General features: G+C 44.0%; 12 protein-coding genes and 1 pseudogene. 1 reads left to right on the forward strand and 12 read right to left on the reverse strand.

What is annotated here, in order from left to right; all coding sequences use genetic code 11:
* Positions 1–124 precede the first annotated feature (124 nt).
* Both DXA18_RS13205 and DXA18_RS13210 read right to left on the reverse strand, forming a co-directional pair.
* Entirely contained in the window at positions 125–817 is a 693-nt protein-coding gene (locus DXA18_RS13205; protein ID WP_330421719.1) for a pentapeptide repeat-containing protein, read from the reverse strand.
* A 53-nt stretch (positions 818–870) separates the two neighbouring features.
* Positions 871–1,413, reverse strand: coding sequence for a prolyl-tRNA synthetase associated domain-containing protein (locus DXA18_RS13210; protein ID WP_118384283.1), 543 nt, complete (start codon positions 1,411–1,413; stop codon positions 871–873).
* Positions 1,414–1,491: 78 nt separating this feature from the next.
* Here DXA18_RS13210 and DXA18_RS13215 point away from each other — a divergent pair, with 78 nt between their 5' ends.
* Positions 1,492–2,055: a Maf family protein gene (locus DXA18_RS13215; RefSeq protein WP_118384284.1), complete on the forward strand. Its 564-nt coding sequence runs from the start codon at positions 1,492–1,494 to the stop codon at positions 2,053–2,055.
* 38 nt (positions 2,056–2,093) lie between these two features.
* Here DXA18_RS13215 and DXA18_RS13220 read toward each other — a convergent pair whose 3' ends face one another.
* From DXA18_RS13220 to recN, 10 genes and pseudogenes are all read right to left on the reverse strand, one after another.
* Entirely contained in the window at positions 2,094–3,335 is a 1,242-nt protein-coding gene (locus DXA18_RS13220) for an aspartate aminotransferase family protein (RefSeq protein ID WP_118384285.1), read from the reverse strand.
* 254 nt (positions 3,336–3,589) lie between these two features.
* Entirely contained in the window at positions 3,590–3,766 is a 177-nt protein-coding gene (gene rpsU / locus DXA18_RS13225) for a 30S ribosomal protein S21 (protein WP_004054229.1), read from the reverse strand.
* 152 nt (positions 3,767–3,918) lie between these two features.
* Positions 3,919–6,558 carry an alanine--tRNA ligase gene (gene alaS / locus DXA18_RS13230; protein ID WP_118384286.1) on the reverse strand — a complete coding sequence of 880 codons (2,640 nt, stop codon included), beginning with the start codon at positions 6,556–6,558 and terminating at the stop codon, positions 3,919–3,921.
* A gap of 65 nt (positions 6,559–6,623) precedes the next feature.
* On the reverse strand, positions 6,624–8,135 hold the full coding sequence (locus tag DXA18_RS13235; RefSeq protein WP_118384287.1) for a 4Fe-4S dicluster domain-containing protein: 1,512 nt from the start codon (positions 8,133–8,135) through the stop codon (positions 6,624–6,626).
* Positions 8,136–8,176: 41 nt separating this feature from the next.
* Positions 8,177–10,580: pseudogene (locus DXA18_RS17510) on the reverse strand (homocysteine S-methyltransferase family protein).
* Positions 10,581–11,228, reverse strand: coding sequence for a vitamin B12 dependent-methionine synthase activation domain-containing protein (locus DXA18_RS13245; protein ID WP_118384288.1), 648 nt, complete (start codon positions 11,226–11,228; stop codon positions 10,581–10,583).
* Between the two features lie 18 nt (positions 11,229–11,246).
* The gene (glgA, locus tag DXA18_RS13250; protein WP_118384289.1) at positions 11,247–12,683 is read right to left on the reverse strand and encodes a glycogen synthase GlgA; all 1,437 of its coding nucleotides are present in this window, start codon (positions 12,681–12,683) and stop codon (positions 11,247–11,249) included.
* A gap of 76 nt (positions 12,684–12,759) precedes the next feature.
* On the reverse strand, positions 12,760–13,551 hold the full coding sequence (spo0A, locus tag DXA18_RS13255; RefSeq protein WP_118384290.1) for a sporulation transcription factor Spo0A: 792 nt from the start codon (positions 13,549–13,551) through the stop codon (positions 12,760–12,762).
* Between the two features lie 125 nt (positions 13,552–13,676).
* Entirely contained in the window at positions 13,677–14,735 is a 1,059-nt protein-coding gene (spoIVB, locus tag DXA18_RS13260; RefSeq protein ID WP_118384291.1) for a SpoIVB peptidase, read from the reverse strand.
* A gap of 139 nt (positions 14,736–14,874) precedes the next feature.
* Positions 14,875–16,563 carry a DNA repair protein RecN gene (gene recN, locus DXA18_RS13265; RefSeq protein ID WP_118384292.1) on the reverse strand — a complete coding sequence of 563 codons (1,689 nt, stop codon included), beginning with the start codon at positions 16,561–16,563 and terminating at the stop codon, positions 14,875–14,877.
* Positions 16,564–16,596: the final 33 nt, after the last annotated feature.

The following is a 16,596-nucleotide window of genomic DNA, read 5'->3' on the forward strand; positions in this document are numbered from 1 at the left end:
CATGCAATTGCATGACATACTTCTACTGCGCACCTCTGCAATCCTGCCGGAGGCTATATCAGCTGGGGGATTGACTCCCAGCTGATATACATCTTGAAAGCTCTGGCTTTTCTTTTAATATTTTTTAATATTTCATCGCTTCTTCCCTGTTCATCCAGAAATGAATTCCTGTAGTAGAATCGAACCACCGATCTTCGTTAAAATCTTTCACCTCTACCCACTGACCTTTACGATAGACAAAATTCTCATCTACCAAAGACCACGCTTCATCAAATTCTTCTGTTTCATCAAAGCTTTTGATCGTAAGTACTTTCGCCTTATTACACCGGCAGGCCGGATACGTAGATGAAGTGCGTTTGGCGTCCGCCGGAACCAGCAGTTGCACAATCCGGTCATATACACATTTTTTGTATGCAACAAACGCTCCTGTCTCCGGACATCGCAGACGATACCACTTGGTATTCTCATCTGCCTTAACATCTGTCAGAATTGCATTCTCCAATACTGCTGCATACAGATTTGCGCCACAGATATTGCAACCTGTCATATCACACCCACGCATACAGGCTCCCCACATCTCAGCATTTTGAAAATTAACACTACGTAACGAGCATCCGTCCAACTGTGCATTCTTCACACTGGACTCTGACAGATCTGCTCCATCTAACTTGACATTGCAGAACATGCATACCTCAAAGTCTATATTGTGAAGGTCTCTGTCTGACAGATCCATATCATCAAATTCCAGATCTCTAAGTTCCAGTTTCTCATTATCTTTGCGTTCATTTAGTATTTGTTCCAGTTCTTCATACTCCATTTTTCGCACAAAACCACATCCCTTACCATATCCCCAAATCTATATTATGTAGTCTACAAATCTACAATTCTCGGTCTGTGATGTGTATACGGAAGAAACTTCTTAATCAGATCCTGTGTCCGGATCTTCAGATGTGTCGTATTAATCCCTGTATTGCATACAAAATACTCTGATTCTGCTACTTCTTTATCCAGGATTAACTGCACATAGTCATCTTCATCATTCAGCAAACCTACAACACTAGCTGATCCTGGTCTTGTACCAAGATGCTCCCACATAAGTTCCGGTGAAGCAAATGACATATGCGACACTCCCAGTTTTTTACTAAAGGCTGATGTATCAAATGCTTTTTCCTCCGGCATAACTAACAAAAAGAAGCTCGTCTTTTTCTGATTACATAAAAAAACATCTTTTCTTACCGGTGAACCAAACACTTCACCAATCCCTCTGCACTCTTCCATAGATGCGGCCGGATCATTATCTACTCTTTCAAATGGGATTCCCAGCTTTTGAAACACCTGATACACTTTCTGTTCAAGAGAAGCTCTTTCTTTCACATTTTCTGGAACTGTAGTTACGATTTCACTGATGTACATTGGTATTCCCTCCTGTTCATTTTTCCGTTATAATACAATTATAATTTAACAGAATCCAAAAGAAAAGAGGTTATCAGCATGAACTATATCCTTGCCTCGGCATCCCCAAGACGCCGGGAACTCCTTGCAAAATGCGGCATTTACTTTGATATTATTCCATCTGGGATTGAAGAAAAAATCACAGGCGAAGCACCACCCGATATCGTTATGGAGCTTGCCCGCCAGAAGGCAATGGATGTCTGGAAAAATCATGCCAAGAATGGCGATGTAGTGATCGGCGCAGATACCATCGTTGTATACCGCGACGAAATTCTCGGTAAGCCCGAGGATGAAGAAGAAGCTCTGAATATGCTGTCGATGTTAGCTGACCGCACCCATCAGGTATATACTGGCGTTGCCATCATTCATGGCACTTCTATGAAGACTTTTTGTGAGCGTACAGATGTCACATTTTACCCGGTAGACCGCCAGGATCTGCTTCGCTATATCGCTTCCGGTGATCCAATGGACAAAGCCGGCGCTTATGGTATTCAGGGAGATTTTGCTATCCATGTAAAAGAAATACACGGCGACTATAATAATGTAGTCGGACTTCCTGTAGCAAGACTTTATCAGGAACTTAAAAAGGATATGCTGGTTTAATACCCGGCATATCCTTTATATTAGGAGTTTGTTTTATGCTATGCAGCTTTTGTTAATTTTTGATACTTTTCTACTGCTTCGTTAATAGATTCTTCCATGATTCCCATCAGTTTATCTACATCTTCTTTTGTAGCAATAAGCGGTGGAATCATACGGTTTACACTTGAACCGATTGCTGTAATCAGCGCATGGCGTCTCATGCAACCCCATTTTACTTCCAGAGCGATCGGCAGATCATATTCGCATCCTACCAGAAGTCCGCGTCCTCTTGCTTCTTTTACATGAGGAAGTTTTGCCATCTGCTCTACCATATACTCTCCGACAACCTTTGCATTGCCGCTCAGATCTTTGTCAAGAATCTCTGAGATAGATGCCAGTGCAGCTGCACATGCTACCGGATGTCCGCCATATGTAGAACCATGTGTTCCTGAGCCAAATGCCTCTGCGATTTCTTTTGTTGTACAGCATGCTGCGATCGGCATTCCGCCTCCCATAGCCTTTGCCATAGAGACGATATCAGGCTTTACTCCGTATCCCATGTATGCCATTGGTGCTCCGGTACGTCCCCATCCAGTCTGTACCTCATCAAACATCAGCACAATGTCCTTCTCATCGCACAGCTTGCGAAGACCTTCGATAAATTCCTGTGTTGCAGGATGTACACCACCCTCGCCCTGTACAGGCTCAATCATAATGCCGATGGTATTTGGTGTTACCTTAGAAGCGAAATCTTCCAGGTTATTATATTCTGCATAGGAGAATCCAGGAAGCATTGGTCCAAAATCTTTCTGGATTGCTGAATCAGGCTGTCCTGTTGCTGCTACAGCTCCCATTGTTCTTCCATGGAATCCTTCTTTTGCTGTGATGATCTCATATCTGTTTGGTCCAAATTTTTCAATGCCGTATTTACGGACCATCTTGATCATACATTCATTTGCTTCTGTACCAGAGTTCTGATAAAAGATCTTATCCATTCCGATGGTATCGCAGATCTTCTTAGCAAGTAATGCCTGTGGTACTGTATATGGATAGTTAAAGGTATGCATGATATCGTCTACCTGATCCTTGACTGCTGCTACAACCTTTGGATTTCTGTTGCCAGGGCTATTAACTGCTACGCCGCCGTAAAAATCAAGATATGGTGTTCCGTTCTCATCATAAAGGTACATTCCTTCTGCACGCTCTGCAATAAAATCATATCTCGCATAGGTCTCGATCATATATTTGTTGACCATATCTTTCAATTCCTGTGCTGTAAGTCCTGTATCCTTTAACTTCATGTTAATTCCTCCATTTCATTTCCCAAGTCTGAATAATTATAATTTTATAAAAGAAAAAGGCACCACGCATATATCATGCATGGCGCCTTTGCCTTTCGTTTGATTGCATTATAGACCTCAGTCTAAAATTCGTCAAGTACTTTTTCAAAAAAATTTAAGCGCGTCTTAACGCAAACTCGCTCAAAGTCATATTCCAAGCATCGTTGGATAAAAAAGCAGAGTACCATACGATACTCTGCTTTTATTTGCACATATTAGTTATACTTACGTTTTCTAGCTGCTTCAGATTTCTTTTTACGTCTTACGCTTGGCTTCTCGTAATGCTCTCTTTTACGAATCTCCTGCTGGATTCCAGCCTTTGCGCAGTTTCTTTTGAATCTGCGTAAAGCACTATCTAACGTCTCGTTTTCTTTAACGATTACATTTGACATAGTCTCACACCTAACCTCCCCTCCAGCCGTAAATTGTGCAATATATGACTGTTCGGGTATATTTTTTGCACTACATTAGATTATAGCATATATTTTCGCTTCGTCAATAACTTTCTGGATTTTTCTGCTAAAAGCTTGCCATTCTGTGCAATCTATGCAAGCTGACTCTCCAGAACTGCCTTCGCTTTGCTAAGTGCGTCAGTAATTCCTGCCGGATTCTTACCACCGGCCTGTGCCATATTCGGACGGCCACCACCGCCACCGCCTACTACAGCTGCGACTTCTTTGATCAGCTTGCCTGCATGTGCTCCTTTAGCCATGGCTCCGTCTGTTGCCATAGCTACCAGATTAACCTTACCATTTACATCAGATGCCAGAAGGAGTACACCTTCTCCAAGCTTTTCTTTCAACTGGTCGCCCTGTTCACGCAATTCATTCATATCGACTCCTGAAATATGAGCAGCCAGGAACTTCACGCCATTTACTTCAACAACCTGATCCATAACATCACCAAGAGCGTTCTTTGCAAGCTGGCTCTTAGCACTTTCCAGCTCAGACTTCAGTGACTTATTCTCCGCAAGAAGGTGAGTCAGCTTCTCTGCCAACTGATCCGGCGTTGTCTTCAGGATCTTAGCTGCTTCCTCAAGCTTCTTCTCTGTCTCATCATAGTAAGCCAGCAGTCCGTCAGATGTCAGTGCTTCAATACGACGCACGCCTGCTGCTACACCTGTTTCAGAAATGATCTTGAATGCATTGATCACACCTGTATTCTCCACATGAGTACCGCCACAGAATTCGATAGAGAAATCACCCATGCTTACAACACGTACAATATCACCATATTTCTCACCGAACAATGCAGCTGCCCCTGTTTTTCTTGCCTCTTCGATCGGCATATTTTCAACCTTAACCGGAAGATGTGCGCGGATCTGTTCATTGACGATCTGCTCTACTTTCTCCAGTTCTTCTGGTGTCATCGCTGAAAAATGTGTAAAGTCGAAACGCAGTCTGTGCTCATCCACATAAGAACCGGCCTGTTCTACATGGTTGCCAAGCACATTACGCAGTGCTCTCTGTAACAGATGGGTAGCGCTGTGGTTTCTTCCAGACAGTGCTCTCTTCTCTTTGTCAATCTCAAGTGTTACTGTATCACCAACTTTTACCATACCCCTGGCAACATGTCCGACATGAGCGATCTTGCCACCCAGAAGTTTCTTCACATCCTCTACCTGGAATTCAAAATCTGCTGTGCGAATCACACCGGTATCTGCCTGCTGTCCACCGCTGGTAGCGTAAAATGGAGTCTTCTCTACGAAGATTGTTCCCCTGTCACCATCAGACAATGCATCTACAATCTCATCTTCGGTAGTCAGAACCGTTACCGGAGACTCATACTCTGTATGATCATATCCTACAAACTCTGTCGTTACAGATGGATCAATAGATTCGTAAATCGTCACATCTGCTCCCATATAGTTATGCTCACCGAACGTACCTTTAGCAGTCTCACGCTGAGCCTCCATAGCTTTCTTAAAGCCTTCTTCATCAATCTGCATTCCCTTTTCTTCTAGGATCTCCTTGGTCAGATCTACAGGGAATCCATAAGTGTCATACAGACGGAACGCCTCTTCTCCGGCAAGTACTGTCTCGCCCTTCTTTGCCATCTCTGCTTCCATTCCTGCAAGAATAGAAAGCCCCTGATCGATGGTCTTATTGAACTGCTCTTCTTCCTTGGTGATTACCTTGAAGATAAAGTCTTTCTTCTCTTCCAGTTCCGGATATCCATCCTTGGAACCTTCAATAACGGTCTCTGCCAGTTCCACAAGGAATGCTCCTTTGATACCAAGCAGTCTTCCATGACGACATGCTCTTCTGAGCAATCTTCTAAGAACGTATCCACGTCCACTGTTGGAAGGCAGAATACCATCTGAAATCATAAATGTTACAGAGCGGATATGGTCTGTAATAACACGAATAGACACATCTGTCTGATCGTCCTTGCCATATTCAACACCAGCCATACTACATACATGCTGACGCAGTGCGAATAACGTATCAATATCAAACATAGAATCTACATCCTGCACGATACATGCCAGACGCTCCAGTCCCATACCGGTATCAATGTTCTTCTGCTCTAACTCTGTATAATTACCATGACCGTCATTGTCGAACTGGGTAAATACGTTGTTCCAGATCTCCATGTAACGGTCACATTCACAACCTACCGTACATCCAGGCTTGCCGCAGCCGTATTTCTCACCACGGTCATAATATACCTCTGAACACGGACCGCATGGACCTGAACCGTGCTCCCAGAAGTTATCTTCTTTACCAAAACGGAAGATACGTTCCTCTGGAATACCAATCTGCTTGTTCCAGATCTCAAATGCCTCATCATCCTCTAAATAGATAGATGGATACAGTCTGTCAGCATCCAGACCTACTACTTCTGTCAGGAATTCCCATGTCCAGTGGATTGCTTCATTCTTAAAGTAATCACCAAACGAAAAGTTACCCAGCATCTCGAAAAATGTACCGTGTCGTGCAGTCTTACCTACATTCTCAATATCTCCGGTACGAATACATTTCTGACATGTAGTTACTCTTGTTCTCGGTGGGATCTCCTGTCCTGTAAAATATGGTTTAAGCGGTGCCATACCAGAATTGATAAGAAGTAGACTCTTATCATTATGAGGCACCAGTGAAAAACTCTTCATTGCAAGATGTCCCTTGCTCTCAAAGAACTCCAGAAACATCTTTCTCAGTTCGTTTACTCCGTACTTCTGCATATCGTCCTCCTAAAAAATCGCTAGTCTTAATTATAATCAGCTCTCCGTATTTTGTCAAACAGCAGCTAATCCAATTGTATCTCTACCAGTTCTTTTTCCGGAAGTGCTTTGCTGGAGTTCTTTACAAGACTCTTAACCTCTTTCTGCGCTTTCGGAATCGAAATATTCGTTCCTGCTCCTGCAACACAACCGCCCGGACAGCCCATGCCCTCAATCAGACATCCATTCATACGTCCGGCCTTGGCAAGCATCAGTGCCTTCTTACATTCTGCAAGTCCTTCGGCATGCTCGATGTGTACAGGAACGCCCGGATAGTATTCGTTAATACATTTTTCAATGGCTTCTGCCACACCGCCTGCTACCGCATATCCACGGCCTGCTCCAGTCGCATTGTGCAGGGAAGAATTGCCACCGCATTCTGACGGTACAATCTTCTTCGCATCAAACATTGCCTGCAATTCTTCAAATGTAATAACAAAGTCCACATCACTCCGCACGGTTCTGCGGCTGGCTTCCAGCTTCTTGGCAGCACAAGGTCCGATAAATACCACATGTGCATTCGGATGCTTTTGCTTAATGGTACGTGCGGTTGCTACCATTGGTGTCAGCTCCTGAGACACCTGATCCACCATATCCGGGAACTGCTTTTTTGCAAGCATTGCCCAGGATGGACAGCAGGAAGTCAGCAGGAATGGTAATTCTCCGGTTGCTACTTTCTCTACGTAATGGTGTGCTTCTGCGATCGCACCGATATCTGCTCCGAGCGCCACTTCATAGATTTCCTTGAATCCAAGTTTTTTCAGAGCTTCTTTCATATTTCTCTGTGTTACATTGTCACCAAACTGTCCGATATAAGCCGGTGCCAGTTCTGCAATAATTTCTTCTCCTTCAGACAGTGCACGCGCAAGCTGGAAAATCTGTGACTTGTCAGAAATTGCTCCAAATGGGCAATTTACCATACACATGCCACAGGATACACATTTGTCATTATCAATCTTGGCACGTCCCATCTTATCGGAACCGATTGCCCCTACACCGCATGCCATCGCACATGGGCGCTCTTTTTTAGCAATCGCATCGTACGGACATGCAGATTTACATTTACCACACTTAATACATTTGCTCTGATCAATAAAGGACTTTCCCTTCACAAAGGAAATTGCGCCCTTCGGACAGACTTCCATGCAAGGATGCGCCAGACATCCTTTACACATATTGCTGACCTCGTATCCCTTTGCCTCACATGCTTCACAGGCTGACGGAATCACCTGCATAAGCGGCGGCTCATAATATTTTTCAGAAATATTACTTGCTTCCACGCCGGCAGTCAGATGCACCGGTTTATCCTCCGGTCTGAGCGACAGTCCCATTGCCAGACGCAGACGTTCTCTGACAATAGAACGGGCTCTGTATATGTTCTCTCTGTATCTCGGTGTGTCTTCATTCACCATTTTATACGGAATTGCTTCCATATCATCATTCAGCGTATCCGGATTCACATTGAATCCGAGATTAGCTACCTCTGTAAATACCTGGTGTCTCAATCGTTTAACGGTTGTGTCTAGTCCTCTGATCATATTATTGCCTCCTCGTTCTCATATGTATATTGATATTATTTTTAACTTTCTCTTCCAAATACTGACTGTGCATAATATACCGACTGCATTGCATCCTTACCGTAGAAATCTGCTCCGATCATATCCGCATACTCCTGATTCAGTACGGCACCTCCTACCATTACTTTGCAGTCCGGCTTCTTTTCTCGAAGTTGTCTGATAGTCTCTTCCATACTGATTACCGTTGTTGTCATCAATGCACTCAATCCGACCAACTTTACGTCTTCCTCGATCGCGGTCTCAACAATCTTCTCCGGCGGTACATCTTTACCAAGATCCAGCACATCGAAACTGTAATTTTCTAACAATACCTTTACAATATTCTTGCCGATATCATGGATATCACCTTTTACGGTCGCAAGGATAACTTTATCCTGCGCTTCCTCCATCACTTCATCACCGCTCATACTGTCTTTGATCACCGAAAATGCAATCTTTGCAGCATCCGCACTCATCAACAGCTGTGGCAGGAATACGGTACCTTTTTCAAAGCCTTTTCCTACTTTATCAAGTGCCGGGATCAGTTCCTGATTAATAATATCAAGTGGCTTCTGTCCCTCTCCGATCATACGCGCTGTAATCAGGTGTGCCTCTTCCTTTAATCCTTTTCAATCGCAGAAGACAGGGTGATTTCTGCACTCTGCGATGTTGACTGCGCGGTTGCTTCTGCGGTACGATTACCGTATTTTCCAATGTATGTTTCAAAATTCTCATCATATCCCATCAATGCACAATAAGAATAATAAGATCGCATCATATCCTCAGACGATGGATTTACAATACCTGCACTCAGTCCATTCTGCATTGCCATAGTATAAAAATTAGAATTGACCGCCGGACGGTAAGGCAGACCAAAGGAAATATTGGACACTCCCAGTACCGTACGAACGCCGCATTTCTCACGGACTAATTTGACTGCATCCAGTGTGATTCTTGCACTGTCAGGATCTGAACTGATTGTCATTGCCAGCACATCAATCACGATATCTTTCTTATCGATACCGTACTTAGCAGCCTCTTTGATAATCTTCTGTGCTACTTCAAGCCTTCCTTCTGCGGTATCCGGAATTCCTGACTCATCGATTGTCAGACCAACTACCACACCGCCGTATTTTTTAATCAGCGGAAATACCTGATCCATAATCTCCTGTTTACCATTCACAGAGTTCACCATTGGCTTGCCATTATAGATGCGCATAGCTGCTTCCATAGCCGTCTCATCTACTGTATCAATCTGCAGTGGCAGGCTCGTTACACTCTGGATCTCACGGATTGCTTCTACCATAACCGCAGGCTCATCGATATCCGGAAGTCCTACATTGACATCCAGAATGTGTGCTCCATTATCCTGCTGCATAATAGCTTCTTTGAGAATATAATCCATATCGTGTTCTTTGAGCGCTGCTTTTAACTTCTTCTTACCGGTCGGATTAATACGTTCTCCGATCACTACCGGCTTATCCCCAATGACTACTGCACCACCATAAGAAGATACGATCGTATCCGTCTTTTTCACCGGCTCATGAATCTGCATATCACGACATCTGTTCACCATTTCTCGGATATGTGCCGGAGTTGTACCACAGCATCCACCGATGATACAGCCTCCCATATCTACGATCTTTCGCATATATTCTGCAAATTCTTCTGGTTCTACATCATAATATGTCTCCCCATCTTTCTGCTTCGGAAGTCCGGCATTCGGCTTCACTACAACAGGAAGAGATGTATATTTCATTAAATCTTCCAGAATCGGCATCATCTGTTTTGGTCCGAGACCACAGTTCATGCCAAGCGCATCGACCCGAGGCCTTCCAACATTGCCACAACTCCCGGCACATCGCCGCCAGTCAGAAGTTTTCCCTTCTCATCGAAAATCATAGTCACAAACACCGGAAGACTTGTATTTTCCCTGGCTGCCAGTATCGCTGCTTTTACCTCATAGGTATCACTCATAGTCTCAATATGAATGAGATCTGCGCCTGCTTCCTCTCCATATCGAGCAGCTTCCGCATACGTCTCATACGCATCTTCAAATGACAGATCCCCCATTGGCTTCAGGAGCTTTCCGGTAGGCCCCATATCCATTGCAACATAAACTTCTCTATGTTCCTCAGCTATTATTTTGTCTGCAACTTTTCTGGCATTTGTAATGGCTGCTGTAATAATCTCTTTCAATCCGTATCTGTCATCGTGAAACTTTAATGCATTGGCTCCAAAAGTATTGGCAAGTACAATGTCACTTCCCGCTTTGTAATATTCTCTGTGTATCTCCATCACTTCTTCTGCATGTTCCAGATTCCATACCTCAGGAAGCTCTCCCGGCTGTAATCCTTTTTCCTGAAGAAGTGTTCCCATACCGCCGTCAAAGAACAGCAGCTCTTTTCCTAATCTGTCTCTTAACATCTATGTCTCCCTTCGATATGCACAATCTGTCTTCCTGCACGCCTCACATCCATGCACAGGACATCGTTCTTTTGTCCTGCTGATACCGGCAACCGCTGTCACAGATTTGGTAGGATTCAACATCCCGCCATTCGTCAGTGTCAGACCGATACTTTTCTCTGCATTCAACATACGCAGGATCATCTCCTGATGGCTGATACTGAAATCACCATACCCCGGACTGAATCTCGGCCGGAGATACTGCTTTTCGGCTTCAAGCTTTGCTGCTGTCTCTTTCTGCCAGGTATCCAGGTATTCTTCCAGCATTGCTGCCGCAGATGCCTGTATCACCACCGCTCTCGACATATCTGTAAGCGAATAACGTCTAAGCAGCTGATCAATGCCGATTCCGAGGGTCGCTCCCAACACAAACGCTTCCTTACAGCCACACAGATTCTTTGATAAATTTCTGCTTGTTATATGTAATTTGCCGATATCCAGGCTTTCGTTTTCTGTCACATTCACGTCAAAAATGCGATAGATGATGCGTTTGTCTGCTACTCTGTCCAGTTCTTCAAATGAATCTCTGATCAGTTCCAGCGTCTGTCCATCTACCGCATGATTGCCATATCCCAAGTAACGAACTGCCTCTTTCGTTCTTGTATCCATTTCCTTCTCCCGTTACTCCTATAAGCTGTCGTATAACTCCTCATACTGTCTGGCGGAATTGTTCCATGAGAAATCTTTCTTCATCGCTCTTTCAACGATCTTATTCCAATCTCTCTTCTTATCGTAATAAATCTTCTCTGCATAACGAACTGCAGCCATCATCTCATGCGCATTATAATTAGCAAAGCTGAAGCCAGTACCTGTCTTCTCATACTCGTTGTACGGCTCTACCGTATCCTTCAGTCCCCCGGTCTCACGGACGATTGGAAGTGTACCATAACGCAGGCTCATAAGCTGGCTCAGTCCACAAGGTTCAAACAGTGACGGCATCAGGAATGCATCACAGCTTGCATAGATCTTATGTGACATCGGATCAGAATAGTATATATTTGCTGATACCTTATCCGGATACTTCCAGGCAAAGTAACGAAACATATTCTCATACTGTTCTTCGCCTGTACCAAGTACCACAATCTGGATGGCATCCTGACACAGCTCATCCATCACGTAAGCCACAAGATCCAGTCCCTTTTGGTCTGTCAGTCGGGATACGATACCGATCATCATTGCCTTCGGATCAACTTTTAATCCCAGTTCTTTCTGCAGCGCAGTCTTATTCTTAACCTTCTTCTTACGGAAATCTTCCACAGAGAAGTTATAATCGATACGCTCATCCTCGGCCGGATCCCAGTCATTATAGTCAAGTCCGTTCACGATACCTGTCAGACAATTCGATCTTGCATTCATCAATCCGTCTAACTTTTCTCCATAAAACGGAGTCTTAATTTCTTCCGCATAAGTCTTACTTACTGTAGTTACTCTGTCTGCATATACGATACCGCCTTTCAGGTAATTGGCATCCTTATAAGCTTCCAGCTTGTCCGGTGCAAAATAATAATCCGGAAGTCCTGTAATCTCACGAATCCGCTTGGTATCCCAGGTTCCCTGAAACTTCAGGTTATGTATGGTCATAATTGTATGTATACCGCGGAAGAACTCATTGCCAAAGCGGAAATTATCCAGATATACAGGTACAAGTCCTGTCTGCCAGTCATGACAGTGAATGATATCCGGTCGGTAATCGATCAATGGCAATGTACTGAGCACAGCCTTTGAGAAAAACGCAAATTTCTCAACATCTCCAAATATATCTCCATATGGTGTGAATCCACCAAAGTATCCCTCATTATCAATAAAATAAAATGTAATGCCATCGTTAACCAGCTTCAATACGCCTACATATGTAGAGTCACATTTCCAATCCATATAAAAATGAGTCACATATTCCATCTTGTTGCGCCATTCTTCCTTGATACACAGATACTTTGGAAGCATTACGCGGACATCATACTCTTTTTTATTAAAATACTTTGGCAATGAACCTGCAACGTCAGCCAGCCCTCCGGTTTTGACAAACGGTACTGCTTCGGAAGTTGCAAATAGTATTTTCTTCATATCTCATTCCTCCATCTGAACAAACATTCCTTCTTACGTAAGATTGTACCGTATTTTTAACAAAAAGAAAAGGTTTTTATCTCTTTTTGTATTCCAACCGAATCGTATCTGCTATCAGAGCAATGAATTCAGAATTTGTAGGCTTCCCTTTTCCATTACTCACCGTATACCCAAACAGTTCATCCAGCGTATCCAGTTTTCCTCTGCTCCACGCTACCTCAATCGCGTGACGGATTGCACGTTCCACTCTGCTGGATGTGGTTTTATGTTTCTTAGCCACCGTCGGATACAGCACTTTTGTCACTGCGTTTAACACATCCATATCCTCTACCGCCATAATGATGGCGTCTCTCAGGTAATGATAACCTTTGATGTGTGCCGGAATTCCAATCTCATGGATCATATCTGTCACCTTCGCTTCCAGATCTTCCTCCGTCATCTCCCGTGATTCCATGACAGTTTCTGTCTTTGCCGCGACAGGTGCATGCTTCCCTTTCACAGTGTCCTTAATGTGATGCAGCAACACTTCGTTTTTAAATGGTTTCATCACATAATACTGCGCCCCTTTACTGAATGCACTCTCTGTAATACGATCCTGTCCCACCGCCGTTACCACAATGAAATTCGGACGCCTGCGTATCTTCCGATCGTGATTGATCTGATCCATTACACTTAATCCGTCCATTTTCGGCATGATCAGATCCAGCAGCACCACATCTGGCTCTTTTTCACGGATAATGGTACATATATCTTCTCCGTTATCAGCTTTTCCTACCAGTTTCAGTTCATTATCACTACGGATAATCTCGTCAAGTAATTCCAGAATTCTTTCGTTATCGTCGGCTATCGCCACTCTGATTGCTTCCATTCTTCTATTCCTCCTATCACTGGTATTGCAATACATCGTGCATATATTGTAAAAATAATTATAATTTTACATTTTACGGAGTTCAAGAAATTCATGTCGTAAAATCAATCTATCTAACGAGATTTTCACTGTTTTTTCAACATATCTTCCAAAATAATTCCATAACCTTTTGTCGGATTATTGACAAAGACGTGGGTTACTGCGCCTACAAGTTTTCCATTCTGCAGGATTGGACTGCCACTCATTCCCTGCACGATTCCCCCGGTTTTATCCAGAAGTTCCGGATCAGTCACAGCAATCTCCAGACGCTTATTGATCTCTGACGCCTTTCTGTCTATCTCCGTGATCTGTACATGATATTCTTTCACACATCCATCTACCGCGCACCGGATCAATGCATTTCCCTCTTCGATTTCGTCTTTTCCTGCTACTTTTACAGGCTCTGCATTACGAAAAAGTGTATCCACCCGATCCAGTTCTCCATAAATGCCCTGCTCTGTATTTTCTGTAATACTTCCCAGCATATTATAGCTGTTATATACAATAATCCCTTCCATACCTCCAGGGTATCCTTCTGTTCCTTTCTGCACATCCTGAATACTGGTGGAATAAAGTACGCCCCTGGATATTTTCAGCAGCTCTCCCGTATCGGTATCATGAATCCCATGTCCCAGTGCGCCAAAAGTACTGTCCGCCGTCAGATAAGTGATTGTTCCAAGTCCCTGAGCATTATCTCTTACCCATATTCCCAGTTTATAATCATCCACACTGCACTCAACAGCTCTCATCCGTATATTGATCTTCTGATTTTTCCGTCTGACTTTCAATACTATCTCCGGCTGCTCCAGAGATTTCACGGCTGCGATCAGCTCTGATTTATTTCTGATTTCATCGTCTCCCACACCGACAATATAATCCCCTTCTTTCACCAGATGAGCTGCCGGCTCATGCTTCTCCCCATCTTTATCTTCTACCGCCTCTGTTCCAAGCACCATAACCCCATCTGTCTCCAGATAAATTCCCACCGGCATTCCGCCTGGGATTACCATGGTTTCTGACGGTTCAGCAGCAACTTCACGTTCCAGATTACTCTGTTGTAACTGTAGCAGACAGTAACTTCCACCTACGCTGACTGACAGCACCAGTATCATGATAAGAATTCTTCTGTACCAGAATTTACGCATATCCATCCTCCCATTCAAAAATCATCGAATAATTGAGTAGGTATTAACCTACTCGATGTGCAATCAATGTCATCTCGCCTATCGGCTTATTGCACAAAAAAGCAGGCACTTTCGTACCTGCTTATTATGCGTCTCTATATTATTTTTTATTCTTTACAGTATTGGACTTTACCATAGATTTCATTTCACGGGCGCTCATCCGTACCGTTTCTGTAATCTCAGCTCCTCCAAGTATACGTGCCAGTTCATCTACACTTTCTTCTTCAGATAGTTTGCGGATCTCTGTTCTTGTCACGCCTCCATCTACTGTCTTCTCAATCAGATAATGCTGGTCTGCCTGGGCTGCGATCTGCGCCAGATGGGTAATGCAGATCACCTGATGGTTCCTGCCGATCACTGCCATCTTCTCAGAAACCTTCTGTGCTGTCCGTCCACTGATACCCACATCGATTTCATCAAAGATCAGCGTCTCGATCTCATCCCGGTCTGCCATTACTGTCTTAATCGCAAGCATGGTTCTGGAAAGTTCGCCGCCAGACGCCACTTCCGCCAATGGCTTCACAGGCTGTCCGGGATTCATAGAAATCAGAAATTCCACATCATCTACGCCATCTGCCGTATAATCTGCTAATTTATCAAAATGAATCTGGAACTGTACCTCTGCAAAATTCAGATCCTTGAGTTCCGTCTCAATCGCTTTTTCTAACTGTAATGCCTGTGCTTTACGTTCATTGCTAAGCTGCTCTGACGCCGTCTCCAGTTCCTGTCTGCGCTGCTTTAATTCTTTCTGCAGCTGCGCCAAATAACTGTCATAATCCTGCAGCTTCTGCAGACGCTCTTCCTTTTCTTCACAATAAGCTAAAATCTCCGGTATCGTATTTCCATAACGAGTCTTCATATGATTGATCGTATCCAGACGTTCTTCTGTCTCATGATACTCTTCATCTGAAAATTCCAGTGAAGACTGATACTCTGCAAGCTCCCTGTTAAAATCATTCAACAGACCATCCAGTTCCACAAGCTGCTCCGATAATTCTGCCGCCTTATCATCATACCTGGAAGCGTCAATCATACAGCGAATTGCACGGCTGATCATGTCGCTTGCATTATCTCCGGACATTCCACCTGTACATTCATATGCCTCAGATGCATTTTCCAGGATATTACGTGCCGAATTCATCCGCTTATAGTCAGCTTCTAACCGTTCATCTTCGCCTGGAATAAGCTCTGCTGCCCGGATCTCCTGGATTTCAAATTCCAGAAACGAGACCTCTTTCGCACGTTCTCCCTCATCCAGATTCGCCTGCTCCCATTCTTTTTTACTGTCCCGGTAATTCTTATATGCAGTCTTTACATCTGCCGAAAGTTCCTGTATCTTCTTTCCGCCAAAGGCATCCAGTATCTGAAGCTGGTTCTTCTTATAGAGAAGCGACTGATGCTCGTGCTGACCATGAATATCAATCAAAATCCCTGCCGCCTGTTTCAGAAGTGACATCGTTACTGTCTCTCCATTGATCCTGCATGTGCTGCGTCCATCCATTAGCCGCCTGGTCAGAACGACTGCTCCTTCTTCCGGATAAATATCAAGCGCGGCAAGCTTTGTAAGCTCTCGTTCTTCCGGAAGAAAAGTTAATTCCACCAATCCATACTGCGCGCCTTTACGCAGAATATCCTTACTGTATCTTCCCCCAAGTGCCAGATTGACCGATCCCAGAAGTATCGACTTACCGGCACCGGTCTCACCTGTCAGTATATTTAAGCCCGGGCCAAACTCCACTTCGCTTTCATCAATCAGAGCCAGATTCTTCACATGTAAACTTTGCAGCATAGTTCCTCCTACAATATTCCACTACAATCCCGC

Source organism: Dorea sp. AM58-8, from assembly GCF_003464045.1.
GTDB lineage: Bacteria > Bacillota > Clostridia > Lachnospirales > Lachnospiraceae > Claveliimonas > Claveliimonas ammoniilytica.

Coding starts and splice junctions, on each gene's coding strand:
- spo0A (WP_118384290.1), bottom strand. CDS start 13,551: ATGGAAGCAATCAGAGTGGCGATAGCCGACGATAACGAAAGAATTCTG.
- DXA18_RS13220 (WP_118384285.1), bottom strand. CDS start 3,335: ATGAAGTTAAAGGATACAGGACTTACAGCACAGGAATTGAAAGATATG.
- recN (WP_118384292.1), bottom strand. CDS start 16,563: ATGCTGCAAAGTTTACATGTGAAGAATCTGGCTCTGATTGATGAAAGC.
- DXA18_RS13215 (WP_118384284.1), top strand. CDS start 1,492: ATGAACTATATCCTTGCCTCGGCATCCCCAAGACGCCGGGAACTCCTT.
- DXA18_RS13235 (WP_118384287.1), bottom strand. CDS start 8,135: ATGATCAGAGGACTAGACACAACCGTTAAACGATTGAGACACCAGGTA.
- DXA18_RS13245 (WP_118384288.1), bottom strand. CDS start 11,228: ATGGATACAAGAACGAAAGAGGCAGTTCGTTACTTGGGATATGGCAAT.
- rpsU (WP_004054229.1), bottom strand. CDS start 3,766: ATGTCAAATGTAATCGTTAAAGAAAACGAGACGTTAGATAGTGCTTTA.
- alaS (WP_118384286.1), bottom strand. CDS start 6,558: ATGCAGAAGTACGGAGTAAACGAACTGAGAAAGATGTTTCTGGAGTTC.
- DXA18_RS13210 (WP_118384283.1), bottom strand. CDS start 1,413: ATGTACATCAGTGAAATCGTAACTACAGTTCCAGAAAATGTGAAAGAA.
- DXA18_RS13205 (WP_330421719.1), bottom strand. CDS start 817: ATGGAGTATGAAGAACTGGAACAAATACTAAATGAACGCAAAGATAAT.
- spoIVB (WP_118384291.1), bottom strand. CDS start 14,735: ATGCGTAAATTCTGGTACAGAAGAATTCTTATCATGATACTGGTGCTG.
- glgA (WP_118384289.1), bottom strand. CDS start 12,683: ATGAAGAAAATACTATTTGCAACTTCCGAAGCAGTACCGTTTGTCAAA.